23 protein-coding genes are annotated in these 24,570 nt (G+C 59.0%); 14 read left to right on the forward strand and 9 right to left on the reverse strand.

Translation table 11 applies throughout. The annotated features are described in order from the left end of the window. Positions 1-174 precede the first annotated feature (174 nt). Positions 175-1,902, forward strand: coding sequence for a hypothetical protein (locus HU754_RS26595; RefSeq protein ID WP_225919950.1), 1,728 nt, complete (start codon positions 175-177; stop codon positions 1,900-1,902). 48 nt (positions 1,903-1,950) lie between these two features. Beyond that, positions 1,951-3,918, forward strand: coding sequence for a hypothetical protein (locus HU754_RS26600; RefSeq protein ID WP_093434556.1), 1,968 nt, complete (start codon positions 1,951-1,953; stop codon positions 3,916-3,918). Positions 3,919-3,977: 59 nt separating this feature from the next. Here the strand turns inward: HU754_RS26600 and HU754_RS26605 are convergent, their stop codons facing one another. The 5 genes from HU754_RS26605 to HU754_RS26625 all read right to left on the reverse strand — a co-directional run bounded on the left by HU754_RS26605 (position 3,978) and on the right by HU754_RS26625 (position 6,634). After that, positions 3,978-4,538, reverse strand: a complete 561-nt coding sequence (locus HU754_RS26605) for a hypothetical protein (RefSeq protein WP_186621782.1) — start codon at positions 4,536-4,538, stop codon at positions 3,978-3,980. A 71-nt stretch (positions 4,539-4,609) separates the two neighbouring features. Then, entirely contained in the window at positions 4,610-4,840 is a 231-nt protein-coding gene (locus HU754_RS26610) for a hypothetical protein (protein ID WP_186621905.1), read from the reverse strand. Positions 4,841-4,954: 114 nt separating this feature from the next. Beyond that, positions 4,955-5,545 carry an LON peptidase substrate-binding domain-containing protein gene (locus HU754_RS26615; RefSeq protein ID WP_116255912.1) on the reverse strand — a complete coding sequence of 197 codons (591 nt, stop codon included), beginning with the start codon at positions 5,543-5,545 and terminating at the stop codon, positions 4,955-4,957. 10 nt (positions 5,546-5,555) lie between these two features. After that, on the reverse strand, positions 5,556-6,272 hold the full coding sequence (locus HU754_RS26620; RefSeq protein WP_053124192.1) for an LrgB family protein: 717 nt from the start codon (positions 6,270-6,272) through the stop codon (positions 5,556-5,558). Further along, positions 6,272-6,634, reverse strand: a complete 363-nt coding sequence (locus HU754_RS26625; RefSeq protein ID WP_093434544.1) for a CidA/LrgA family protein — start codon at positions 6,632-6,634, stop codon at positions 6,272-6,274. The genes HU754_RS26620 and HU754_RS26625 overlap by 1 nt, the downstream gene beginning before the upstream one ends. Positions 6,635-6,827: 193 nt before the next feature. Between HU754_RS26625 and HU754_RS26630 the strand changes: the two genes are divergently transcribed. From HU754_RS26630 to HU754_RS26640, 3 genes are all read left to right on the forward strand, one after another. Beyond that, a complete protein-coding gene (locus tag HU754_RS26630) occupies positions 6,828-7,283 on the forward strand; it encodes a MaoC family dehydratase (protein WP_007909575.1) in 456 nt (151 codons plus the stop codon). 112 nt (positions 7,284-7,395) lie between these two features. Beyond that, entirely contained in the window at positions 7,396-9,123 is a 1,728-nt protein-coding gene (locus HU754_RS26635) for a C13 family peptidase (protein WP_186621780.1), read from the forward strand. Between the two features lie 27 nt (positions 9,124-9,150). Further along, entirely contained in the window at positions 9,151-9,792 is a 642-nt protein-coding gene (locus tag HU754_RS26640) for an oxidoreductase (RefSeq protein ID WP_093434538.1), read from the forward strand. Positions 9,793-9,899: 107 nt separating this feature from the next. Here the strand turns inward: HU754_RS26640 and HU754_RS26645 are convergent, their stop codons facing one another. The 4 genes from HU754_RS26645 to HU754_RS26660 form a co-directional block, all read right to left on the reverse strand. Next, complete coding sequence (locus HU754_RS26645) at positions 9,900-10,184, reverse strand: YceK/YidQ family lipoprotein (protein ID WP_007909569.1); 285 nt, start codon at positions 10,182-10,184, stop codon at positions 9,900-9,902. Then, complete coding sequence (gene ubiX, locus HU754_RS26650) at positions 10,177-10,824, reverse strand: flavin prenyltransferase UbiX (protein WP_007909567.1); 648 nt, start codon at positions 10,822-10,824, stop codon at positions 10,177-10,179. The genes HU754_RS26645 and ubiX overlap by 8 nt, the downstream gene beginning before the upstream one ends. Beyond that, positions 10,821-12,170 (reverse strand): UDP-N-acetylmuramate:L-alanyl-gamma-D-glutamyl-meso-diaminopimelate ligase, encoded by a 1,350-nt coding sequence (gene mpl / locus HU754_RS26655; protein ID WP_186621778.1) that lies wholly within the window; start codon positions 12,168-12,170, stop codon positions 10,821-10,823. Before mpl ends, ubiX begins: the two co-directional genes overlap by 4 nt. 371 nt (positions 12,171-12,541) lie before the next feature. Beyond that, the gene (locus HU754_RS26660; RefSeq protein WP_186621775.1) at positions 12,542-14,455 is read right to left on the reverse strand and encodes a sigma-54-dependent Fis family transcriptional regulator; all 1,914 of its coding nucleotides are present in this window, start codon (positions 14,453-14,455) and stop codon (positions 12,542-12,544) included. 301 nt (positions 14,456-14,756) lie between these two features. On the opposite strand from HU754_RS26660, the gene exaC reads away from it, so the two are divergent. From exaC to HU754_RS26705, 9 genes are all read left to right on the forward strand, one after another. After that, entirely contained in the window at positions 14,757-16,277 is a 1,521-nt protein-coding gene (gene exaC, locus HU754_RS26665; RefSeq protein WP_186621773.1) for an acetaldehyde dehydrogenase ExaC, read from the forward strand. Between the two features lie 280 nt (positions 16,278-16,557). Continuing rightward, positions 16,558-17,928 (forward strand): ethanolamine permease, encoded by a 1,371-nt coding sequence (eat, locus tag HU754_RS26670; RefSeq protein WP_099757281.1) that lies wholly within the window; start codon positions 16,558-16,560, stop codon positions 17,926-17,928. Between the two features lie 184 nt (positions 17,929-18,112). Continuing rightward, the gene (locus HU754_RS26675) at positions 18,113-19,507 is read left to right on the forward strand and encodes an ethanolamine ammonia-lyase subunit EutB (RefSeq protein ID WP_053124208.1); all 1,395 of its coding nucleotides are present in this window, start codon (positions 18,113-18,115) and stop codon (positions 19,505-19,507) included. Beyond that, positions 19,504-20,337 carry an ethanolamine ammonia-lyase subunit EutC gene (eutC, locus tag HU754_RS26680; RefSeq protein WP_371914441.1) on the forward strand — a complete coding sequence of 278 codons (834 nt, stop codon included), beginning with the start codon at positions 19,504-19,506 and terminating at the stop codon, positions 20,335-20,337. Before HU754_RS26675 ends, eutC begins: the two co-directional genes overlap by 4 nt. A gap of 115 nt (positions 20,338-20,452) precedes the next feature. Next, positions 20,453-20,914 (forward strand): GNAT family N-acetyltransferase, encoded by a 462-nt coding sequence (locus HU754_RS26685; protein ID WP_007910890.1) that lies wholly within the window; start codon positions 20,453-20,455, stop codon positions 20,912-20,914. 230 nt (positions 20,915-21,144) lie between these two features. Continuing rightward, positions 21,145-21,795, forward strand: coding sequence for a DedA family protein (locus tag HU754_RS26690; protein WP_064118832.1), 651 nt, complete (start codon positions 21,145-21,147; stop codon positions 21,793-21,795). A gap of 4 nt (positions 21,796-21,799) precedes the next feature. After that, entirely contained in the window at positions 21,800-22,612 is an 813-nt protein-coding gene (locus tag HU754_RS26695; protein ID WP_186621894.1) for a M90 family metallopeptidase, read from the forward strand. 112 nt (positions 22,613-22,724) lie between these two features. Further along, positions 22,725-23,252 carry an inorganic diphosphatase gene (gene ppa / locus HU754_RS26700; RefSeq protein WP_003205933.1) on the forward strand — a complete coding sequence of 176 codons (528 nt, stop codon included), beginning with the start codon at positions 22,725-22,727 and terminating at the stop codon, positions 23,250-23,252. Between the two features lie 223 nt (positions 23,253-23,475). After that, complete coding sequence (locus tag HU754_RS26705; protein ID WP_186621772.1) at positions 23,476-24,222, forward strand: S24 family peptidase; 747 nt, start codon at positions 23,476-23,478, stop codon at positions 24,220-24,222. Positions 24,223-24,570: the final 348 nt, after the last annotated feature.

The following is a 24,570-nucleotide window of genomic DNA, read 5'->3' on the forward strand; positions in this document are numbered from 1 at the left end:
CCGAGCAGAGCGATAGTTGCAAACCCTGAAAACATTCCGGGGCCTATACCCGTCGAGGCGCCCTCCTCACCCAAACGACCTCGTCTGGAGGAACCCGGGACGTCCCAAGCAAAAATCTCACCCATCGAAGTGAGCGTCACACCGAGATCCGCCACAGACAGGCCGGACTTTTCGATGACGTCGCTGGAAGATTTCGCCCATCCGTATTTCGGCGATCTGCCAGGTCCGAATGAAGCCGGTATCCGGCGTTATCTCGCCAAGGACTGGGTGGACGTGCGACTGCCAGGCTCAGAAGGCCGACACCACGTTTGTGTTCAATATGATGCCGACCTCAGGGCCTATCGGGCGATGTCCTCCTGGCGCCTGGCACCAGGCCCACCCATTTACCGGACCACGCAAGGCCATCTGTGGAGCCTGGATCGGCACCTCACCCTCCTCAACGTTGATGACTACGCGTTTTCCGCAACACCGAATGCTGACGGTTACTACACCTTTCGCGCTCTCGGAACGAGCGGCGATGACGCCATCCTCGGCTATGCCATCAAGGATCCGGAGCATCACTGGATTGCCATCGATCCTGCGCAGGCAAAACGCAACAGGATGGCCGATGCGCCACTTGCGCAATGGTCGGATCAGGACATCCAGCGCATGTACATTCTGGATGACACCCGGATTGCCGCCTTCCGCGCAGAAGCACAAGCGACCGGTAAGCCACCGGACTGGGCACTTCGCGCGCAGAACACCGAAGACCATCTGTTTGTCGCTGATTCTTTGAAGTGGCTGCATCCACACATGACCCTTGCCCAGCGCCTGCAATTGCAGCGCAGCTATAACCTGACCCAGAACCAACTGTGTCGGCTGCGCACAGAGTCGGGCGACGGCCAGATACCGCAATGGGCTGAACAGCACAAACGCCTGACGCTCGATGCGACCAATGAGCAGCGCTTCAAGCTGATCGGCGAAGAGCTGGAAAACTACATTGAGGAATTACGGAGTCAAGGACTGGCCCTCGCCCACCATTGGCCCGCCACCCGCTACAGCGACGCCTTTTTGGCCGACTACGCGACCCACCTCGGCTATCTGCGAACCCGCCACGGCATGTTATATCGCACCGACATTCCGGCGATGTTCCGCGGCGAAACCCGATTACCCTTCGAGTTGGCGCGGGATGATCGAATGATGCACCGTAAAGGCAATCCCAAGGGCACCACGAACAAGCGCGCATTGAGTGCAACGTTCGGACTGCATGACGCCACCGCTTACGCGGCGACCAAGGGCGGCTTCTATCACGAGTTGCATTACAACTCGCAGGCCAATCGCTTTCCCGGGGTGAATCCTCAAAGCTCGAAAACACGAACCGGCGAATCCTCCGACTCGGGCAGCAGTTCGGTGTCGGAGGGTAAACGAACCGGCGACGAGACCGACTCTGACAGCTCGTTCGTTTTCGATGATTCGAAAGATTATGTATCCACGCGCCGCCAGCAAACCACGTCATTCGTCTACGCCATTGATACCCGAGGCCTGGAAGTGGTGCCGGGGGCGGAAAACAAGGCATTCAACCCCGCTAACGGCACATTCCTCTTCGACGACCTGGAAGGGCATATCTCCACGCCCACACGCGGCATCAGTGCCGAGCGGATCTGGCTGGTGCGTTCCGACCTGACAAAAGCCGCCCGGGTCAAGGATGTGCTGACACAGGCGGGTGACCGGGTCGCGGCCATCGAGCAGGCCACCTGGGCGGGAACCGACAGTCGTGCTGCCGGGTATTTTGGCGCCAACGCCTATGACAGCCTTATCGATGAAATCGCCGGTTCTGGCGGCGTGATACTGGATCTGCCCAAAGGCGACAAGACGTTCGCCGACGACATTGTCTGGCCTGTGCCCGAGCACGACCGGCCCTGACCCTGTTCAGCCATTGGATGGCTGACTCAACCACATGGAGTGACATTTATGCGCCAAAAACCCGGGCCGCTGCGCCCATCCCCCACACCCGAAACGCCCGGCACCTCGACCTCCCGGCCTGTGCCCTACGATCGTCCTGTCGAACTGGATTCCCGTCTACCTGGACGCATCAAACCGGACGGTTCAACCGAATCGCCGGGCATTCACTCCGACAGTCCTCACAGCAGCACCGAGAGAGTCGAGCCCGGCATAACGATTACGCAAATGCCCGAAACGCAGACACCTCAACGTCGAGCAGCGACATCACCTCTGGAGCCCTATTTGCAGAATGTCGACGAGTCGTTGAGTCACAATGCCGAAGGATTGAAGGTGTACAAGGGTCGAACATTCGCTGACATCGCCAACGACGACGGGGCAGCCGCCGGACTGACGGTGATGGTGGCGTTTCACGATCTGATCAAAACCTACCGCGCCCGGTTACCCAGTGAGCGGGTGCCATCAGGACCTCCGCTTTATCGCGTGGCCGACAGTAATGTCTGGAGCCTGAACAAGCCGATCGAATACTACGACCCGATGCAATACGCCTCGTCTTATACCGTGGATGCACGGGGATACTACTCAGTTCACGAACACCGGGCGGTGGAGCACGCTGGCCCGTATGGCAAGTGGATTGAGTTCATCGTGGTGAAGCGAGAGGCAGGTTTCGCCTTTATCGATGAGCATCGACGCTTGATTCGGGTTGATCCGGACGAGGCACGGGGCGATACATCTGTCCCGCTCAAACTTGCGCATTGGAGCGATGGTGATATTTGGAGCCTATACCGCCTGAAGGGCGCGCAGGCCCTGGTCTTTCGAATCGAAGCAGAAGCCCTGGGAAAAGCACCAGACTGGGCCACGCGTTTCAACGAGCCGGATACGCGCAAATTTCTCAGCGACTCATCGAGATGGTCTTATCCACAGAAGTCCGAGACGGAACGTGCGCAAATCCTGCGCAGCTACAACTTGAGCATGGCTCAGCAAAACCGACTGCGACAAGACATGGAGCATGGGCGGTTCCCAGAATGGGCCGAACAGCACAAACGCCTGACTCAGAATCTGTCGGACGACAGCCGCTTTGAGCAGATTGCAGAAGAATTGCAGCCTCTTATTCTAAGAATGAGAGAGGGAGGCCAGACCCCTTACTTCGACTCGCATCCCGTTGAGCAGCGCTATGAAGAGAGCTTTCTGAAGAGCTATCTGGAACATGCCGGTTACCAGCGCAATCAGCATGACTACCTTTATCGAACGGACATTCCCGCCATGTTCCGCGCCGATTTGCGCACGCCCTTCGAACTGGCTCGGGACAAACGCTTGGTGAAGTTAAGGGGGAATCCCTCCGATTCCACGACCAAATCGGCCTTTAGCGCGACATTCGGTGCGGCCAATGCTTTGAGCTACACGGGATTTGATTACTACTCCAACCCTCGGCACTACAACACTCAGGCGAACCTGTATCCAGGGCATTTTTCTGACAGTGATTCCTCTAGCGGGTATCGACATAATTCGGCTGAAGAATCTGATACATCCTTTGAAATGGATCACTCGCGTGACTATCCATTGCTCCGTCGCAAACAAACATTGGGCTTTGTGTATGTCATCGACACCCGCGGCATTGAAGTGGTCCCGCGAGTCGAAAACATTTATCTGAACGACAAGGATTTTGACGGGGACAAACTGGAAGGCCGGATATCAATGCCCACACGTGGGATCAGTGCAGAGAGGATCTGGTTGGTGAACTCGGACCTGAGCCAAGCGGCAAGAGTCGAGGATATTTTGCGCGAGGCCGGGGACAACGCTGAGGCTATCGAGAAAGCCACATGGGCAGGAGCCGATTTCATGCGGTATGGCGCTACCGAATATGACCAGTTGATCAATCGAATAGCCCACGCCGGTGGCGTTGTGTTGAAGCTGCCCAAAGGTGAAAACAGCTACTCCAACGATGTGACCTGGCCGGTACCCGAGCATTACCGAACCTGAAAAAAGGCGCCATTCATCCAGACATGAATGGCGCCTTTTTATGGAGTAGCGGCTGGGCGCTATTGGATAACCTTGATCACAAATATTGCCGGTTTGTGATTGAAGGCGTTATGCCCCGTCCTGTTAGGATCGACGTCGAGGAATGTGCTCATTCCGCTGCTTATATGGCGATACAAGGGCTTGTCATCAGGTTCGCGGATCAACTCCAGATAGGCAGGACCGGATTCGATATCACTGAAGGAGGCCTTTGAAGCACCAGACTTGCTGATTGAAAAGTATTGCTCTGGCGCACGGGTACTGGCCAACAGATTATGAGTCTTGTCCTCTATGAATAACCGCGCACCATCGAATATTCCCGCGAGCACAAGGCTGATTGCATATACGTCACCCTTTGGGACGAACTTCAACAACAGTGGTGTGTCGTCATCATGGTCAGCCAGCGTTATGAAGCTGGGCACGCGCGAATCCGCCAACCCCACTTCGGCATCCAGTTTTTCTGCCTTGGTTATGCGAAGGTCACGCAAAGCCTGTTGCAGACGTAGTTGATTAAGTACCACTGGCCGGCCATCAAGATAAAGATGCGCAGTGAATGTCTGGTTATTTGTTTTTGCTAAAGCCATGGGATTGCCCACCTGTAAACACCCCGCCGTCAATTAGCCACGACGACAGGCAATGCTGAAAAAGGAAATAATCAAACCGTAGTCGCAGTCACTACGCTGGTGGCGGACGCCGACATCCGTGGCACTTCGCCGCCAGGAACTTTTTCAGATTTTCGTTTACGCCGGGCTATTACCATCCGGTCCGCATAAGTGGATGCCGCCTCAATCACGTGGCTAACGTTATGATCCGTCTCGGCATGTTTCAAAATATACTTGCCGGCAATATCATCCCAAAACGCCCATTCATCTTCATAGACAGTCATGCTTTCATCCTTATTTTTATTCAAGTTATCCGCTTCCTGCGGACAACTTGAAATTAAGACAAAGACAAAAGCAAAACAATGCTGGCAGGCGCCATCAGTTAATTCAAAGTGCAACTAGGCGAACAATTCACCTTGTAGTTCGTCGAGCAGCGCCTGAATTGCATCCAGCCGCTGCTGGGGATCATCGAGTTGTAACAGATCGATCTTGTCTTCTTCGGCGAAGGGCAGCAGATAGGCCAACTGATTGGCCAGCGATTGCTGACCCAGCGCTTCAGTGCCCATGTCCAGCGCTTCCACCATCGGGTGCTCGGCCAGTGCCTTGAGCAACGCCACCAGATCAGCATCCTCGTCCTGTAACGGTTGCTCGGGTTCGTCATCCAGCCAGTCGACATCGGCGAGGATCAACTGATCGCGCTGCACCTCGGTACTCAACACCGCGAACCGCCGCCCGCCCTGCACACGAATGCCGAGCAAGCCGTTGTCCTGCTGCTGAAAGTCGGTGATGCGCGCTTCGCAGCCGACCCGAGCAAAACCTTCTGGCGCGACGCCGACTTCTTCTCCATCAAGGATGCACACCACACCGAAACCGCCACCCTGCTTCATGCAGCGGCCGATCATGTCGAGATAGCGCGCCTCGAATATCTGCAAATCGAGGTTGCAGCCGGGAAACAACACGGTGTTCAGCGGGAAAAGCGGCAGACTCATAGACATTTCCTTACACCACCATCGACACCGCCAGCGGCAGGAAGACTGCCGTGGCCACGCCCATCAGACTCATCGCCAGCGCCGCAAACGCGCCGCACTCATCACTTTCCTGCAACGCCACCGACGTGCCGACCGCATGCGCGGTCATGCCCAGCGCCATGCCGCGCGCCTCGGGACTGTGCACGCCGAGGCGGGTCAACAACGCCGGGCCGAAGATCGCACCGATCACCCCGGTGATCAACACGAATACCGCCGCCAGCGCCGCAACGCCACCAATCTGCTCAGCCACCAGCATTGCGATCGGTGAGGTCACCGACTTCGGCGCCATGGTCATCAGAATCATGTGCTCGGCACCGAACCACCAGCCCAGCAACACGCCCATGCCCGTCGCGACCACCCCGCCTATCACCAGCGTAGTAAAAATCGGCCAGAACAATTGGCGAATACGCCGCAGGTTGAGATACAGCGGCACCGCCAGTGCCACGGTCGCCGGGCCAAGCAGAATGCTGAGGATCTCGGTGCTCTTGCGATATTCGGCATAGGTCAGGCCACAGCCGACCAGCACACCGATCACCAACAGCATGGAGACCAGCACCGGTTGCAGAAAGATCCAGCGGGTTTTCTCGAAAGCCGCCAGCACCAGTTGATAGGCGCCGAGGGTGATGCCGATGCCGAACAGCGGATGATGGATAACGGAGGCCCAGGCGCCCTGCCAGTCAAAGAGCATCAGGACTCCTCCGACGTGGGGGCGTGCCGTTTGACCAGGCGTTGCATCAGCACCCCGGCGAAGGCCATCGACAGGATCAACGACAGCACCAACGCACCGACAATCGCCCAGAAATCCGCGGCAATGTCGCTCGCATAAACCATCACGCCCACGGCCGGGGGCACCAGCAGCAATGGCAGATAGCGCAGCAGGCTGCCAGCAGCGAGGTTCAGCGGCTCCCCCACTTCACCGCGAACGATCAGGAAGACCAGCAACAGCAGCAGACCGATGATCGGCCCCGGCAGCACTGGCAAGAGCAAATGATTGAGCGCCGTGCCGAGCAATTGGAACAGCACCAGCAGGGTCAGGCCACGTAGCAACATCCGACATCTCCGTCTTACTTTTCACCCAGCAGGGGCTCGGCATTATAAGCACGCCTGCGCTATGGATCGGCATTCGCCAAAAGCATGGTCGGTTGACCGGAGCAAATCGCCATGATGATCTACAGTGGTTCGCAGGGCGGTCAAATCCCCCACCTGAAAAACTATAAAACCGATGAACCCAAGGAGAGTCTCAATGCCCTATGTTCCCGTTGCAGAGCTCAAAGATTATGTCGGCAAGGAACTCGGACGTTCCGAATGGCTCACCATCGATCAGGAACGCATCAACCTGTTCGCCGAAGCCACCGGTGATTATCAGTTCATTCACGTCGACCCGGTCAAAGCCGCGCAAACGCCATTTGGCAGCACCATTGCCCACGGTTTCCTGTCGTTGTCGCTGATCCCGAAATTGATGGAAGACATCCTGATTCTGCCGCAAGGCGTGAAGATGGTGGTCAATTACGGGCTGGACAGCGTGCGTTTCATCCAGCCAGTGAAGGTCAATTCCAAGGTCCGCCTCAAGGTCGATCTGGGCGAAGTGACCGAGAAAAAACCGGGCCAGTGGCTGCTCAAGGCCACCGCGACACTGGAGATAGAAGGCTCGGACAAACCGGCCTATATCGCCGAACCACTGTCGCTCTGCTTCGTCTGATGGTTCTGGATGCGAAGCAGCGCACGCTGTTTCGCGTCAACACTGTTTTTACCGGCTGCATTAGGTCACATAGCTGCGGCATACTCGGTCGCCTAATTGCCCGGATCCCGCTATGCGCTCACTCGCTCGTCTTGCACCCCTTGCCTTGACCCTGATGCTCACCGCGTGCGGCGACGGCGAATCGCTGCTGCCCCCGGATGCGCGCCTGCCCGACGGTGGACGCTATCGTGGTGAACTGGTCGATGGCTTGCTGCAAGGTCAGGGCCGCGTCGACTACCCCAACGGCAGCTGGTATGCCGGGCAGTTCGATAAGGGTCAGTGGCATGGTCAGGGCGAATGGCATGGCAGCAACGGCGAGGTCTATCGCGGGCAGTTTCAGCAAGGCCTGTTCGACGGCCAAGGCAGCCTGACCACCAACGCCAGTAGTTACACCGGCGGCTTCAAACAGGGACGCCGCGAGGGCGAAGGCACCCTGAAAGAAAACGCCATGACCTACCGTGGCGAGTTCAAGGCTGACCAATACTCCGGGCTCGGCCGTCTGGAAATGGACGACGGCAGCTCCTATCAAGGCCAGTTCGCCCACGGCAAGCCCAACGGCGAGGGCCAGCGCGGCGATGCCAGCGGTAACTCGTTCAGCGGGCATTTCGTCAACGGTCAGCTGGAAGGCAACGGCACCTTCAATAGCGCTGACGGCGACATCTACGTCGGCGGTTTCAAGAACAATCAATTGCACGGCAAAGGTCGCTACGAAAACGCCGACGGCGATGTCTGGCTCGGCCAGTTCAAGGAAGGCGCGCTGACCGGCAAGGGCGAACTGATCGGCGCCGACGGTAGCCATTACATCGGCACGTTCAGCGACTGGCGCTTCAGCGGTCAGGGCCGCTTGAACCTGTCCGATGGCAGCTTTTACATCGGCGGCTTCGACAACGACAGTTACTCCGGACGCGGCACCCTGGTGCTCACCGATGGCAGTGTGATGAGCGGCACCTGGGTCAATGGCCAGCGCGTGCGCGACGCCGACGGCAAGTTATTGCCCGATACGCTCGAACTCGGCTTGCTCGCTCAGGGCCGCCTGCTTGATGACGCGTTGGCCGCCATTCCCGCGTCGACCCCGGCGGTCGAGTTGTACACGTTGACCCTCGGCGGCGACGGCAAACAAAGCGTATTCCTGCGCGAATCCGACTACGTCGCCAACATGCTCAACACGCGCTTTGGCGCTTATGGCCAGGTCCGTCTGGTCAACCACCGTGACCACCTCGGCGACCGGCCGATGGCCACCCGCGAGAACCTGCGTCGTGCCGCGCAAACGCTGGCCGAACGCAGCGGCCCGGAAGACCTGCTGTTCATCTACCTGACCAGCCACGGCACCGCCGAACATGAGCTGGTGCTCGACCAGCCACGCATGGAACTGGCCGACCTGCCCGCCGATGAACTCGCCGCTGTACTGGCGCCGCTGAAAAATCGCGACAAGATCATCGTGATTTCGTCGTGCTACTCCGGCGGCTTTATCCCGGCGCTGAAAGACGAACGCACGCTGATCATGACCGCCTCGCGCGCCGATCGGGTGTCCTTCGGCTGCTCGGAAGAAGCCAACTTCACCTACTTCGGCGATGCACTGTTCGCCCAGGCGCTGAACCTGACCGATGATCTGGAGCAAGCCTTCAAACTGGCCAAGGCCACCGTCGCCGAGCGTGAACTGGCGGATAATTTCGAAGCGTCGGAGCCGCAGATCTGGGCGCCGAAAACCGTGCTGTCGCACTGGCAACTGCTGCGCAAACAGCAAGCCAGAAAAGCATTGCAGAGTGCTGCATTGAACGACGGAGCGACAAAGAGCAACTAAGCTGAACAGTATCAAGGGAGAGACACTATGTACTTGACGCCTCAGCACGTATTGCTTGCCGGAGCCACCGGTTTGACCGGTGAACATCTTCTCGACCGTTTGCTCAACGAGCCGACGATTTCTCGCGTGCTCGCCCCTTCCCGTCGCCCCTTGGCCGAACATCCGCATCTTGAAAACCCGGTGGGCGATCCGCAGGTGTTTCTGCCGCAACTCAGTGGCCGCGTCGACATCGCCTATTGCTGCCTCGGCACCACCATCAAACAGGCCGGCTCTGAAGCGGCGTTTCGCGCGGTGGATCTGGACATGGTGGTGGCGTTCGCCAAACGCGCGCGGGAGATGGGCGCGCGGCATCTGATCGTGATCAGTGCGATAGGCGCCGATCCGAAATCGTCGGTTTTCTACAATCGGGTCAAAGGCGAAATGGAGCAGGCCTTGCGTGCGCAGGACTGGCCGCAATTGACCATTTGCCGGCCTTCACTGTTGTTGGGTGAACGGACCGAACCACGTCTGGCCGAGCAACTGGCCGCGCCGTTGTCAAAGCTGATTCCGGGTAAATACCGGGGCATCGAAGCGTGCCAATTGGCGCGGGCGATGTGGCGGTTGGCGCTGGAAGAGCAGGATGGGGTGCGGGTGATCGAGTCGGATGAGCTGCGCAAGCTGGGCAAATAATCCATAGCGTCAGGAAGAAAGCTTTCGCGAGCAGGCTCGCTCCCACAATTGCACCGCGTCCCCCTGTGGGAGCGAGCCTGCTCGCGAATAGAGTGCGCAGCACTCCCCTACAATCCACCAGTCGCCTGAAAACTCACGCCAATCACCGTGAGCAGTGACAACGGCAGCAACAACGTATCGAGTAATGCACTCGCCGGCAGATCCACCCCCGGATAGCTCGGCGCTTCAGCCCCGAACCGATCCATCGCGCAACACCCGCCATTCAATGCATACAAGTCCAGCCGCGTCCCGGAATACACCACCGGCGCGCCCGGTTTGGCGGCGTCGAGAGTGCGCGCAGTGGCGCAACCGGTCAGTTGCAGCGCCAGCAAAATCGCCAGCAGCTTATTCATCGCTGCTCAGATGATGCTCACCCCAACGCGGCAGCATGTCCTGGGGAATGCCGAGCAGATTGAGAATCCGCGCCACAACGAAATCGATCAGGTCATCAATGGTCTGCGGCTGATGATAGAAACCCGGTGAGGCCGGCAGAATCGTCACACCCATGTTCGACAGCTTGAGCATGTGCTCCAGATGAATACTCGAATAGGGCGCTTCGCGCGGCACCAGAATCAATTGGCGACGCTCTTTCAAAGTGACGTCGGCGGCGCGTTCGATCAGGTTGTTGCAGGCGCCGGTGGCAATCGCCGACAACGTCCCGGTGGAACATGGCACCACGACCATCGCTGCCGGTGCGCCGGAGCCCGAAGCCACCGGCGACATCCAGTCTTCCTTGCCGTACACGCGGATCTGCCCGGCGGCAGCTCCGGTGTATTCGGTCAGGAAGGCCTGCATCATTTGCGGCTTGGGCGGCAGCGTCACATCGGTCTCGGTGGCCATCACCAGTTGCGCAGCCTTGGAGATCAGGAAGTGCACCTCGCGATCTTCCCGCACCAGGCAATCGAGCAGGCGCAAGCCGTATTGCGCGCCAGACGCGCCGGTCATCGCCAGCGTGATGCGTTCGGGACCATTGCTCTCAAAACGAGTGTTCATTGCAGCGCCTCGGCGAGTTTGCAGTGCAGGCCGCCGAAGCCGCCGTTACTCATGATCACCACATGCGTACCCGGCTGCGCCTGGCTCTTCACGCGCTCGATGATGCCTTCCAGCGAGTCGCTGACGATCGACGGCACGGTGCACAACGCGGCGGTGCCGGCGAGGTCCCAGCCGAGGTTGGCCGGGGCGTACCAGATCACCTGATCGGCATCGACCACGCTGCCTGGCAAACCATCACGGTGCGCGCCGAGTTTCATCGAGTTGGAGCGCGGTTCGATGATCGCGATAAGAGGCGCATCGCCGATGCGTTTGCGCAGGCCGTCGAGGGTGGTGGCAATGGCAGTCGGGTGGTGGGCGAAGTCGTCATAGATGGTAATGCCGCGTACTTCAGCGACCTTCTCCATGCGGCGTTTGACGTTCTTGAACGCGCTCAGGCCAGCGATGCCCATCGACGGCACCACGCCCACATGACGCGCAGCCGCCAAAGCAGCCAAGGCGTTGGCGACGTTGTGCTGACCGGTCAGCTCCCACTCGACGGTGCCTTGCGACACGCCTTCGAACATCACTTCGAACGCCGAGCCGTCTTCGCTGAGCAGTTTGACCTGCCATTGGCCGCCGGCACCGGTGGTCTGCACCGGGGTCCAGCAGCCCATTTCGATCACCCGTTGCAAGGCCGGCTCGGTGGTCGGATGGATGACCAGGCCTTCGCTCGGGATGGTCCGCACCAAGTGGTGGAATTGCCGCTCGATCGCTGGCAGATCCGGGAAGATGTCAGCGTGATCGAACTCAAGGTTATTGAGGATCGCTGTGCGCGGACGGTAGTGGACGAATTTCGAGCGCTTGTCGAAGAAGGCGCTGTCGTACTCGTCGGCCTCGATCACAAAGAACGGCGTACCGCCTAAACGCGCCGACACCGAGAAGTTCTGCGGCACGCCACCGATCAGGAAGCCCGGGCTCATGCCGGCGTGTTCCAGGACCCAGGCGAGCATGCTGCTGGTGGTGGTTTTGCCATGCGTACCGGCAACCGCCAATACCCAGCGACCTTGCAGCACATGGTCAGCCAGCCATTGCGGGCCGGACACGTACGGCAGACCTTTGTTCAGCACATATTCCACCGCCGGATTGCCGCGGGACATGGCGTTGCCGATTACCACCAGATCCGGTGCCGGATCAAGTTGCGCCGGATCGTAGCCCTGCGTCAGTTGAATGCCTTGGGCTTCCAGCTGCGTGCTCATCGGCGGATAGACGTTGGCGTCGGAGCCGGTCACGTGATGGCCCAGCTCTTTGGCCAAGACCGCCATCGAGCCCATGAAAGTCCCGCAGATACCCAGAATATGAATGTGCATAGTCGACCTCGTAAAACATGGCCGCAGGTTAGCGTAGGGAGGGGGAAATCGCACTCTTTAGGTGAGGGGCGGGGTGGATGGGCCGTAACATCTCGACTCGACTGCAGACTGCCGCCCTCACCCCAGCCCTCTCCCAGAGGGAGAGGGAGCCGATCTGCGTCGTTTTCAAATCCTGAGTTAGGTTCGATATTTCAGGTCGGCGTAGATCAGTAGATCTGGACTCGGCCAGTCCACTTTTCGCCGGGCGAGGGAGCCGATCTCGGTGACTTTCAAATCCTGAGTTCGGCTCAATATTTCAGGTCGGCGTAGATCATTAGACCGACTCGGTCAGTCCCCTCTCCCTCCGGGAGAGGGCTAGGGTGAGGGCCTTACTAACTGACCCGCCGCTCAATCCCATGCTTACGTAGCTTCCTGTAAAGAGTGTTGCGGCTGACACCCAGTTGCTGAGCCGTTTGGGTCATGTGCCAGCGGGTTTGCTCCAGCGTATTGAGCAGAGCCAACCGTTCGGCGTCTTCCAGCGGATGATCGGACTCCTTAACCGCTAATACTGCCGGACTCCCCTGCCGAATCATCACCGGTAAATCCTCAACCCCGATCCGCCCTTCATCACACAACGCCGCCAGCGTACGCAGCACATTGCGCAACTGCCGCACATTCCCCGGCCACTTGAAGGCCAGCAAAGCCTGTCGCGCCGGCTCTTCGATCAGGATCACTTCAGCGCCCGCCTCTTCAGCCAGCAGAAAATCCAGCAACTGCGATTTATCACTGCGCTCGCGCAAAGCCGGCAACGCCACTTCCAGGCCGTTGAGCCGATAATACAAATCCTCGCGGAAGCTGCCGTCCGCAACCCGATCCAGCAGATGGCGGTGGGTGGCGCTGATGATCCGCACGTTGACCGCTTCCGGCTCGCCGCCAATCGGTACCACCTGCCGATCCTCAAGCACCCGCAACAGCCGAGTCTGCAAGGCCAGTGGCATATCGCCGATTTCATCGAGGAACAACGTGCCGCCATCAGCCTGTTGCAACTTGCCACGCATGCCGTCCTTGCGCGCACCGGTGAAGCTGCCGCCGCGATAGCCGAACAGTTCGCTCTCGATCAGGCTCTCGGGGATGGCCGCACAATTAAGGGCAACAAAAGCTTTGCTCGAGCGTTGACTGGCCTGATGCACGGCCTTGGCGAAGGCTTCTTTGCCGGAGCCGGTTTCGCCGTTGATCAACAGAGGTACGTCGCGCTCGAAGACGCGCAAGGCTTTTCGGAAGTCAGCCTGCAATGCCTCATCACCGAGACAGATACCCGACAAGCGCGGTGCCTCAGCCACCACCGGCGTCGATAGCATCGGTACAGGTTTGCGCGATTCCCCGCGCAACACAGCAAACAAATGTCGCCCGTCACGGGTGCGCAGTGGCCAACTGGCACTGGCATTGGCACTCGCGCGGCCCAGCAATTCATCCAGTGAACAATCGAAAAACGCCTCCACCGGTTTACCCAGCAAGCCGCCGCGAATATGCCCGAGCAAGTTCAGCGCACTCTGATTGACCGCACTGACCCGCCCTTCGCCGTCAAACGCCAACAAGCCTTCGCTGAACAACCCGACCGATTCGGCCTGCAGATGAAAACGCAACAACCATTGGTTATCGAAACAGCGCAGGAAGTAGCAACTCTCGATCATCTTCGCCGAGAGGTTGACCAGCGCCATGGTATGAAACTGGCTCTGCCGCGAGACATCGTGACGCGCTGAAGACACGTCGAGCACCGCCAACAGTTCACCGTGCGGGTCGAACACCGGGCTCGCCGAACAGGTCAGGCCGGTGTGACGGCCGCGGAAGTGTTCGTCCTGATGGATGGTCAGGGCCTGACGCTCGACCAAGCAGGTGCCGATGCCGTTGGTGCCTTCGCAGGCCTCGCTCCAGTCAGCACCAAGCCACAGCCCGGCGCGTTCGAAGATCTTGCGTTCGGCCGGCGCGGTGACGCAGTTGAGGATCACCCCGCGCGCGTCGGTCAGCAGCACCGCGTGGCCAGCGCCGGAGAGTTGTTGATGCAGGCTGCTCATTTCATTGCCGGCGATCTGCAGCACTTGTTGCAGGCGTTCGCGGCTTTCCAGTACGCGCCCGTGTTCAAGCACGGTCGGCGCCATGCTCAGCGCCGGGTCGAGATGATAGTCCTCAAGACAGCGCAGCCATGAACGGGCAATCGACGGATCGGCACCGGGCCCGTGCAGGTACGGTTTGCCCTGGGTCACGGTGAGAACCTGTTGGGCATGGCGACTCAAATGATTGTCGTGCATTTCTTATTGTTCTCCCCGAGGCTCGACGGCCCAATGCTGAGGTGATGCCCAGCATCCTCCAGCCATCGACGCATTGCAATGCTGGCAAGACTGTCCAGTCACTGGCTGTGCCAAAAGCGGCACAAACTGTCACCCCCGCTGTACCGAAACTGTCACAGGTGCCATCCACCCGTCCGACAAAAACCTGCCAACCCCTTGATTTACCTGCCCTGCACGGCAGTGGCCCGACCTTTGCTCTACGCTTATAGCAAGCGCACTTGCGCGTTTCTCTAATAAGTACAAAGCCAAGGAGAACATCATCATGCGTTACGCTCACCCCGGTACTGAAGGCGCCAAAGTCTCGTTCAAAGCCAAGTACGGTAACTACATCGGCGGCGAGTTTGTCGCGCCTGTCAAAGGTCAGTACTTCACTAATACCTCGCCAGTGAATGGCCAACCGATTGCCGAATTTCCCCGTTCCACTGCCGAAGACATCGACAAGGCACTGGACGCCGCCCACGCCGCTGCCGACGCATGGGGCGCGACCTCCGTGCAGGCGCGCTCGCTGATCCTGCTGAAAATCGCCGACCGCATCGAACAGAACCTCGAACTGCTGGCGATCACCGAAACCTGGGACAACGGCAAAGCCATTCGCGAAACCCTCAACGCCGACATCCCGCTGGCCGCCGATCATTTCCGCTACTTCGCTGGCTGCCTGCGGGCCCAGGAAGGCAGCGCAGCCGAAATTGACGGCAACACTGTGGCTTATCACATTCATGAGCCACTGGGCGTGGTCGGCCAGATCATCCCGTGGAACTTCCCGCTGCTGATGGCCGCGTGGAAACTCGCCCCGGCGCTGGCCGCCGGTAACTGCGTGGTGCTCAAGCCTGCCGAGCAGACTCCACTGGGCATCTGCGTGTTGATGGAGTTGATCGGCGATCTGTTACCGCCGGGCGTACTCAACGTTGTGCAAGGGTTCGGCAAAGAGGCCGGCGAAGCGCTGGCCACCAGCAAACGCATCGCCAAGATCGCCTTCACCGGCTCGACCCCGGTCGGCTCGCACATCATGAAGTGCGCCGCCGAAAACATCATTCCGTCGACCGTGGAACTGGGCGGCAAGTCGCCGAACATCTTCTTCGAAGACATCATGCAGGCCGAACCGACCTTCATTGAGAAGGCCGCTGAAGGTCTGGTGCTGGCGTTCTTCAACCAAGGCGAAGTGTGCACCTGCCCTTCCCGTGCACTGGTACAGGAATCGATCTACGACGAGTTCATGGCTGTCGTGATGAAGAAAGTCCTGCAAATCAAACGTGGCGATCCACTGGACACCGACACCATGGTTGGCGCCCAGGCGTCCGAGCAGCAATTCGACAAAATTCTTTCGTACCTGGAAATTGCCAAGGGCGAAGGCGCTGAGCTGTTGACTGGCGGCAAGGTGGAAAAACTCGAGGGCAACCTGTCGACCGGCTATTACATCCAGCCGACCCTGCTCAAGGGCACCAACAAAATGCGCGTGTTCCAGGAAGAAATCTTCGGCCCGGTGGTGAGCATCACCACCTTCAAGGACGAAGCCGAAGCCTTGGCCATCGCCAATGACACCGAGTTCGGCCTCGGCGCCGGTCTGTGGACTCGCGACATCAACCGCGCCTATCGCATGGGCCGCGCGATCAAGGCCGGTCGTGTGTGGACCAACTGCTACCACCTGTACCCGGCACACGCCGCGTTCGGCGGGTACAAGAAGTCCGGCGTCGGCCGTGAAACCCACAAGATGATGCTCGATCACTATCAGCAGACGAAAAACCTGCTGGTGAGCTACGACATCAATCCGTTGGGCTTCTTCTAAAAACCCGGGGCAACACTGATGTTTCAGTGTTGCCCTATCGACCGCTATCGCGAGCAGGCTCACTCCTACAATTGCACCGTATTCCTCCTGTAGGAGTGAGCCTGCTCGCGATTGGCGTCCTCAATGACACAACACAAGGCCTGGCCGCTCTGGCACGGCCCTTGCGTACCCGTCATTCAGGTTTCGCACTAAAACTGCCGCTGCGTGAACAGCGCTTATCCACCCAACTACTGCACCCGAAAGTCCAACAGATCGAACAATAAAAAAACAGAGAGGACTTATGACTTCCACCACACAGCTCAAACCCACACTCGGCACCCTGCATCTGTGGGGCATTGCCGTCGGCCTGGTGATTTCCGGCGAATACTTCGGCTGGAGTTACGGCTGGGGCACCGCGGGCACCCTCGGATTTCTGGTCACGGCGCTGATGGTCGCGACCATGTACACCTGCTTCATCTTCAGCTTTACCGAATTGACCACCGCCATCCCGCACGCCGGGGGGCCGTTTGCCTACAGCCGTCGGGCGTTCGGCGAAAAAGGCGGATTGATCGCAGGCATCGCCACGCTGATCGAGTTCGTCTTCGCGCCACCGGCGATTGCCATGGCCATCGGCGCTTACTTGAATGTGCAATATCCGGAACTTGATCCGAAGATCGCCGCCGTCGGCGCGTATTTCGTGTTCATGACCCTGAACATCCTTGGTGTCAGCATCGCTGCGACTTTCGAACTGGTGGTCACCGTGCTCGCCGTCGCCGAATTGCTGGTGTTCATGGGCGTAGTCGCACCAGGCTTCAGCTTCAGCAATTTCGTGCTCAATGGCTGGTCGGGCGCCAACGAATTCACCCTGGGCTCAATTCCGGGAATATTCGCAGCGATACCGTTTGCAATCTGGTTCTTCCTCGCCATCGAAGGTGCAGCCATGGCGGCCGAAGAGGCGAAAGACCCGAAACGCACGATTCCCAAGGCCTATGTCAGCGGCATTCTGACCCTGGTGTTCCTCGCCATCGGTGTGATGGTCATGGCTGGCGGTGTCGGCGACTGGCGTCAGCTATCGAACATCAACGATCCGCTGCCGCAAGCGATGAAAGCCGTGGTCGGTAATAACTCGTCGTGGATGCATATGCTGGTATGGATCGGTCTGTTCGGGCTGGTGGCGAGTTTCCACGGGATCATCCTCGGCTACTCGCGGCAGTTCTTCGCCCTCGCCCGTGCCGGTTATCTTCCTAAAGGCCTGGCCAAGCTCTCGCGCTTCCAGACGCCACATCGAGCGATTCTGGCCGGTGGCGTGATCGGCATCGCGGCGATTTACAGCGACGGCCTGGTCAACCTGCAAGGCATGACCCTGACCGCCGCGATGATCACCATGTCGGTGTTCGGGGCGATCGTGATGTACATCATCAGCATGCTCAGCCTGTTCAGACTGCGTAAGACCGAACCGAATCTGGAGCGCACCTTCCGCGCCCCGGGCTATCCGGTGGTACCGGCGATTGCGCTGTTTCTGGCGGTGGTGTGCCTGATCGCGATGGCGTGGTTCAACACGCTGATCGGTTGTGTGTTCCTCGGTTTCATGGCCGCCGGTTACCTGTATTTCCAGCTGACCGCCAAGCAGCGCTCCGAAGCGCCGGCAGACGCTATGCTCGAAGGTATCTAGTTGCACCGGCACCGGGCCAAATACTTGGTGCCCGCATTATTGAAGTGCATACAACACCTGTAGGAGTGAGCCTGCTCGCGATCGCATCGACGCGGTATGACTGTTGTACCGAGTTGCCTGCATCGCGAGCAGGCTCACTCCTACACAAAAGCAGATTGCAGTAATTACTGGAGGACACCGCCCCATGGCCGCATTTGCCCATTCCGTCGGCGCCCAGACCTATCGCTTCGACAGCCTCAAGGACGTCATGGCCAAGGCTAGCCCGGCGCGTTCCGGGGACTTTCTTGCCGGCGTCGCCGCACTTAACGACGGCGAGCGGGTGGCTGCGCAAATGGCGCTGGCCGACATCCCGCTCACACATTTCCTGCAGGAAGCGCTGATCCCCTACGAGTCGGATGAAGTCACCCGACTGATCATCGACACCCACGACAAGCAGGCCTTCGCGGTGGTCAGCCACCTTACCGTCGGTGGTTTCCGCGACTGGCTGCTCAGCGACGCCGCCGACGAAACCAGTCTTCGTAACCTCGCCCCGGGCCTGACCCCGGAAATGGTCGCCGCCGTGTCGAAGATCATGCGCGTGCAGGATCTGGTGCTGGTGGCGCAAAAGATCCGTGTCGTGACCAAGTTTCGCGGCACCCTCGGACTGCGCGGACGCCTGTCGACGCGCCTGCAACCCAATCACCCGACCGACGAACCGTCCGGCATCGCCGCGAGCATTCTCGATGGCCTGCTTTACGGTAACGGCGACGCGATGATCGGCATCAACCCGGCCACCGACAGCATCGCCTCGATCTGCGCGATGCTGGAAATGCTCGACGCGATCATCCAGCGCTACGATATCCCGACCCAGGCCTGTGTGCTGACCCACGTCACCACCTCCATCGAAGCGATCAATCGCGGCGTGCCGCTGGATCTGGTATTCCAGTCAATCGCCGGCACCGAAGCGGCCAACGCCAGTTTCGGCATCAATCTCAACGTCTTGCAGGAAGGCTACGACGCCGGCCTGAGCCTGAATCGCGGCACCCTCGGGCAAAACCTGATGTATTTCGAAACCGGTCAGGGCAGCGCCCTGTCGGCCAACGCCCACCACGGTGTCGACCAACAGACCTGCGAAACCCGGGCCTACGCCGTGGCGCGACATTTCAAGCCGTTTCTGGTGAACACCGTCGTAGGATTTATCGGCCCGGAGTACCTGTACAACGGCAAACAGATTATCCGCGCCGGTCTCGAAGACCATTTCTGCGGCAAGTTGCTCGGCGTGCCGATGGGCTGCGACATCTGCTACACCAACCACGCCGAAGCCGATCAGGACGACATGGACACCCTGCTGACCCTCTTGGGTGTCGCCGGGATCAACTTCATCATGGGCATCCCCGGCTCCGACGACATCATGCTCAACTACCAGACCACCTCGTTCCATGACGCGCTCTACGCCCGGCAGACCCTGGGCCTGAAACCGGCGCCCGAGTTCGAGCAGTGGCTGGCGAACATGGGCATCTTCACCCAAGCGGACGGCAAGGTTCGCTTCGGTAACAACTTGCCGCCGGCCTTCCGCCAGGCGCTGGCGCAACTGGGATGAGCCACATGGAAAAACCGCCCGTGGACCCGCAAAACCCTTGGCTGGAACTGCGCCGCCTGACCCCGGCACGGATCGCCCTCGGCCGTACCGGCACCAGTCTGCCGACCAGCGCGCAACTGGATTTTCAGTTTGCCCACGCGCAGGCACGCGATGCCGTGCATCTGCCATTTGATCATGCCGGACTCAGTGCGCAATTGACTGAACGCGGACGCGAAAGCTTGCTGCTGCACAGCGCCGCTACGGATCGAAACAGTTATCTGCAACGCCCGGATCTGGGGCGCAAGCTCAGCGATGAATCGGCGCAGGCCTTGCGTGAATACGCTGCGGCGCATCCGGGTGGTGTCGATCTGGCGATTGTCGTGGCCGACGGCCTGTCGGCACTGGCGGTTCATCGGCATACCCTGCCGTTTCTGACCCGACTGGAGGAGCAAATGAGCGCTGACGGCTGGTCGATGGCGCCCGTTATCCTGATGGAACAGGGTCGCGTTGCCGTCGGTGATGAAATCGGCCAATTGCTCGGTGCAAAAATGCTGGTGATGCTGATTGGCGAACGCCCGGGCCTCAGCTCACCGGACAGTCTCGGTTTATATTTCACCTACAATCCAAAAATCGGCCTGACCGACGCCTACCGCAACTGCATCTCCAATGTGCGGCTCGAAGGCTTGAGCTACGGCATGGCGGCGCATCGCTTGCTCTATTTGATGCGCGAAGCCTGTCGGCGGCAGTTGTCGGGGGTCAACCTGAAGGACGAAGCACAGGTTCAGACGCTGGAATCGGACGCCGGTGTAGACATGAAAGGTAATTTCCTACTCGATCCGCCCACAACCTGAACCGTTTCCGCATTGCGTTTCTGCGCCGGTTTCAGGCAGGATCGATGCACGGCCGCACGGGTTTCCCATCGCCGTCAGAGCAGTTGAAGACAGCCACTTGAAGACGAGACCTATCATGCGGATTATTCAAGCGACCCTCGAACATCTGGATTTGTTGACCCCATTGTTCGTCAAATATCGCGAGTTCTACGGTTCCCTGCCTTACCCGGATTCCTCCCGTGCGTTCCTTGAAAAGCGTCTGCGCCGCAAGGAATCGGTGATCTACCTGGCACTGGCCGACGATGACGACAAGAAGCTGATGGGCTTTTGTCAGCTCTATCCGAGCTTCTCCTCGTTGTCGCTCAAACGCGTGTGGATCCTCAACGACATCTATGTCGCCGAAGACGCGCGCCGGCAACTGGTCGCTGACAACCTGATCCGCACTGCGAAGAAAATGGCCAAGGAAACCCAAGCCGTGCGCATGCGTGTTTCCACCAGCAGCAACAATGAAGTTGCGCAGAAAACCTACGAGTCCATCGGGTTCAAGGAAGACACCGAGTTCAAGAACTACGTGTTGCCGATCAGCGAAGAGCTTTGACCGCGCATGCAGCCTGTGATGAGGGAGCCTGCTCCCTCAGCCACGTTAAATGCATCCTGACAATTGTTCACACCCCGACATCCCCCGCTACAAAACCAACGCGCTTTTCATCTTTCAGACCGTATAATCCCGAGCTTTCCGGCTTGTAAGAAAAACTACACCCCGCTGTAGGCTTACACCCGAATCATCCGCACAGGCCTGCAGAGTCGGGCCGTCATACAGGTGCCCCCATGGATTTCAACCCGCTCGACCTTATCCTGCATCTCGATGTGTACCTCGATTTGCTGGTGAACAACTATGGTCCATGGATCTACGCCATCCTGTTTCTGGTGATTTTCTGTGAAACAGGTCTGGTGGTGATGCCATTCCTGCCGGGTGATTCGTTGCTGTTCATTGCCGGTGCCGTGGCCGCTGGCGGTGGCATGGATCCGGTGCTGCTGGGCGGCCTGCTGATGCTCGCGGCCATACTGGGCGACAGTACCAACTACGTGATCGGACGAACGGCCGGCGAGAAGTTGTTCAGCAACCCGAACTCGAAAATATTCCGTCGCGATTACCTGCAACAAACTCACGACTTCTACGACAAGCACGGTGGCAAAACCGTGACCCTGGCGCGTTTTCTGCCGATCATCCGCACCTTTGCACCCTTCGTCGCTGGTGTAGCGAAGATGCCCTACCCGCGCTTTTTCGGTTTCAGCGTGTTCGGTACGGTGTTGTGGGTTGGCGGTCTGGTGACATTGGGCTACTTCTTCGGCAACGTGCCGTTCATCAAGAAAAACCTGTCGTTGCTGGTCGTCGGCATCATTCTGCTGTCGCTGGTACCGATGATTATCGGTGTGGTTCGCAGCCGCTTCGGCGGCACCAAAGCCCAATCGCACTAAGCCGATGTGGTCGCTGAGCGCCTGGCGTCGCCGGCGCACTCTGGCGAAGCACCCGATTGCCGACGACATGTGGCAACGGGTGCGCCATCACCTGAGCTTCCTTGACGGCATCAGCGCAGCCGAAGACCAGTGGCTGCGCGAAGCCTGCGTGCTGTTCCTTGCAGACAAACACCTGAGCGCCCTGCCCGGCGTCGAACTGCATCAGGAACAACGCCTGTTGCTCGCCGCCCAGGCGCAGCTGCCGCTGCTCAATCTCGGCGATCTGAACTGGTATCAGGGTTTTCATGAAATCGTCCTCTACCCGGACGATTTCCTCAGCCCGCAACGTCATCGTGACGCCAGCGGTGTCGAGCATGAGTGGGACGGCGAACACAGCGGCGAAGCCTGGCAGCAAGGGCCGATCATTCTTGCCTGGCCGGGTGTGATGGCCAGTGGTGGCTGGGAAGGCTACAACCTGGTGATCCACGAACTGGCGCACAAACTCGACATGCTCAACGGCGACGCCAATGGTCTGCCGCCGCTGCATGCCGACATGCGTGTCAGCGACTGGGCCGACGTCATGCAAAAGGCTTACGACGACCTCAACCGTCAGCTCGACCATGATCCTGACGCCGAAACCGCCATTGATCCCTACGCCGCCGAAAACCCCGCCGAGTTCTTTGCGGTCACCAGCGAGTACTTCTTCAGCGCCCCGGATCTGCTGCACGAGGCTTATCCACAGGTCTATGCGCAGTTGCAGCTTTTCTTCCGACAGGACCCGCTGGGCAGGTTGCGGCAACTTCAGGCCACAGACCCGGTCTATCAGGCGCACGACTAAGGTCTGCACGACTTTCGGTACATGGCGTCGACGGCAGAATATGCCTATAATCGCCGCCACTTTTTGGTCAATCCGGCCAAGTGTTTTTGGTCAACTACGGGGGCAACGCCCAATGAGCTACAGCAAGATTCCGGCTGGCAAAGACCTGCCGAACGACATCTACGTCGCGATCGAGATCCCGGCCAACCACGCGCCGATCAAATACGAAATCGACAAAGACAGCGATTGCCTGTTCGTTGACCGTTTCATGGCCACCCCAATGTTCTACCCGGCCAACTACGGTTACATCCCGAACACCCTGGCTGACGACGGTGATCCCCTCGACGTACTGGTTGTGACCCCTTACCCGGTTGCCCCAGGTTCGGTAATCCGCGCGCGTCCAGTCGGCATCCTGAACATGACCGACGACGGCGGCGGCGATGCCAAAGTCATCGCAGTACCACACGACAAGCTGTCCCAGCTGTACGTCGATGTGAAGGAATACACCGACCTGCCGCCACTGCTGATCCAGCAGATCGAGCACTTCTTCGCGAACTACAAAGATCTCGAAAAAGGCAAATGGGTCAAGATCGAAGGCTGGGCCGGTGCAGACGCCGCCCGCGAAGCGATCACCAAGTCGGTTGCCGCCTACAAAGGCTAAGCAGTTGCGCTACGCGTGAGGCTTGAAGAAAACCCCGGTTGATCCGGGGTTTTTTGTGCTCGGGAAAAGCCGCCTTAAACAGAGTGTTTATGACGGACTACAGAAAAGTTTTATCTTGTGTAATTTCCCACAAGAACGTCTTACATCCCGTCGCAAAATTCAGCCCGTTTTTGAACGCCCGGTTTATTCAAACCGCTCTGGCACGGCCGTAGACTCCGTGTTTATGAGAAAGAACACTAGCGGTCCAAGATTCAAGGCACTCCTGGAAGCTGCGAACATCTCGACGACGGGTTTCGCAAAGTTCTGGGGCACGGAAGCCCAAAATGTCCACAACTGGTACACCCGGGGCGTCCCGGCGTATCGCATGGAAGAAGTCTCACGCCTGCTGTCCGTCAACAGCGAATGGCTGAAAACCGGCCAAGGCACAAAAGAGCTGCCAAGCCTGACTCCGCCAGCCAGCAATGGCGACAGCTTCGACGCTCAGGATCCCCAGGGGTCCTATCGATTCATCCATCCCAACGACATCGAACTGGCCTTCTTCAAAGAAACACCCCTGACCAACGGCTCCGACAAAAACCACGTCATTCAGGACCCGGACCTGTCCATCCGCCTGCTGCGCGCACAGCTTGATCAACTGGAAATCCGCCCCGCCGACGCCATCTGCGCGCACATGATCGGCAACAGCATGGCTGAACGCATCGAAGACGGCTCCGTCGTCGCCATCGACCGCAGCCTGACCCAGGTGGTCGACGGTGAGATCTACGCGATCGAACACGACGGCATGCTGCGCATCAAATACCTGCACCGCATGCCCGGCAACGGCCTGCGCCTGCGCAGCCACAACAACGCCGAATACCCGGACGAAGTGTTCCGCCCGGCACAGATCGAGGAGCAACGGATTCATATATTGGGCTGGGTGTTCTGGTGGTCGACAGTGAGCAAGCGGCGGCCGGTGGTGCCGTTTCTATGATCTCACGGCCTGCAAAGCCTCCTGTAGGAGTGAGCCTGCTCGCGATGAGGCCCTGATAATCGGTACAAATCGCGAATTTGTTCGACTGCGGTCGCTCTAAACCGCACTTCAGACTGGGAATCCACAACAAAACTCAGTATCCTGCGCCCCACATTTGCGCATCGACCCGCCCCGCGGCTCAGACAGCGCCCGACGCGGCAGACCAACGTCTGACCAAGTCCCACAGCCGGACGCAGATCCGGATGTACGTTTTGAAGGCTGGCAAGGCTTACCAAAAATAGGCCAAGTCAGTCCCCGAGAAGCCGGCCACAAGCCGGCTTTTTAATGCCTGAAATAAACCCGGCCTAC

This window comes from Pseudomonas zeae (assembly GCF_014268485.2).
In the GTDB taxonomy this organism is placed as follows: Bacteria; Pseudomonadota; Gammaproteobacteria; order Pseudomonadales; family Pseudomonadaceae; genus Aquipseudomonas; species Aquipseudomonas neuropathica.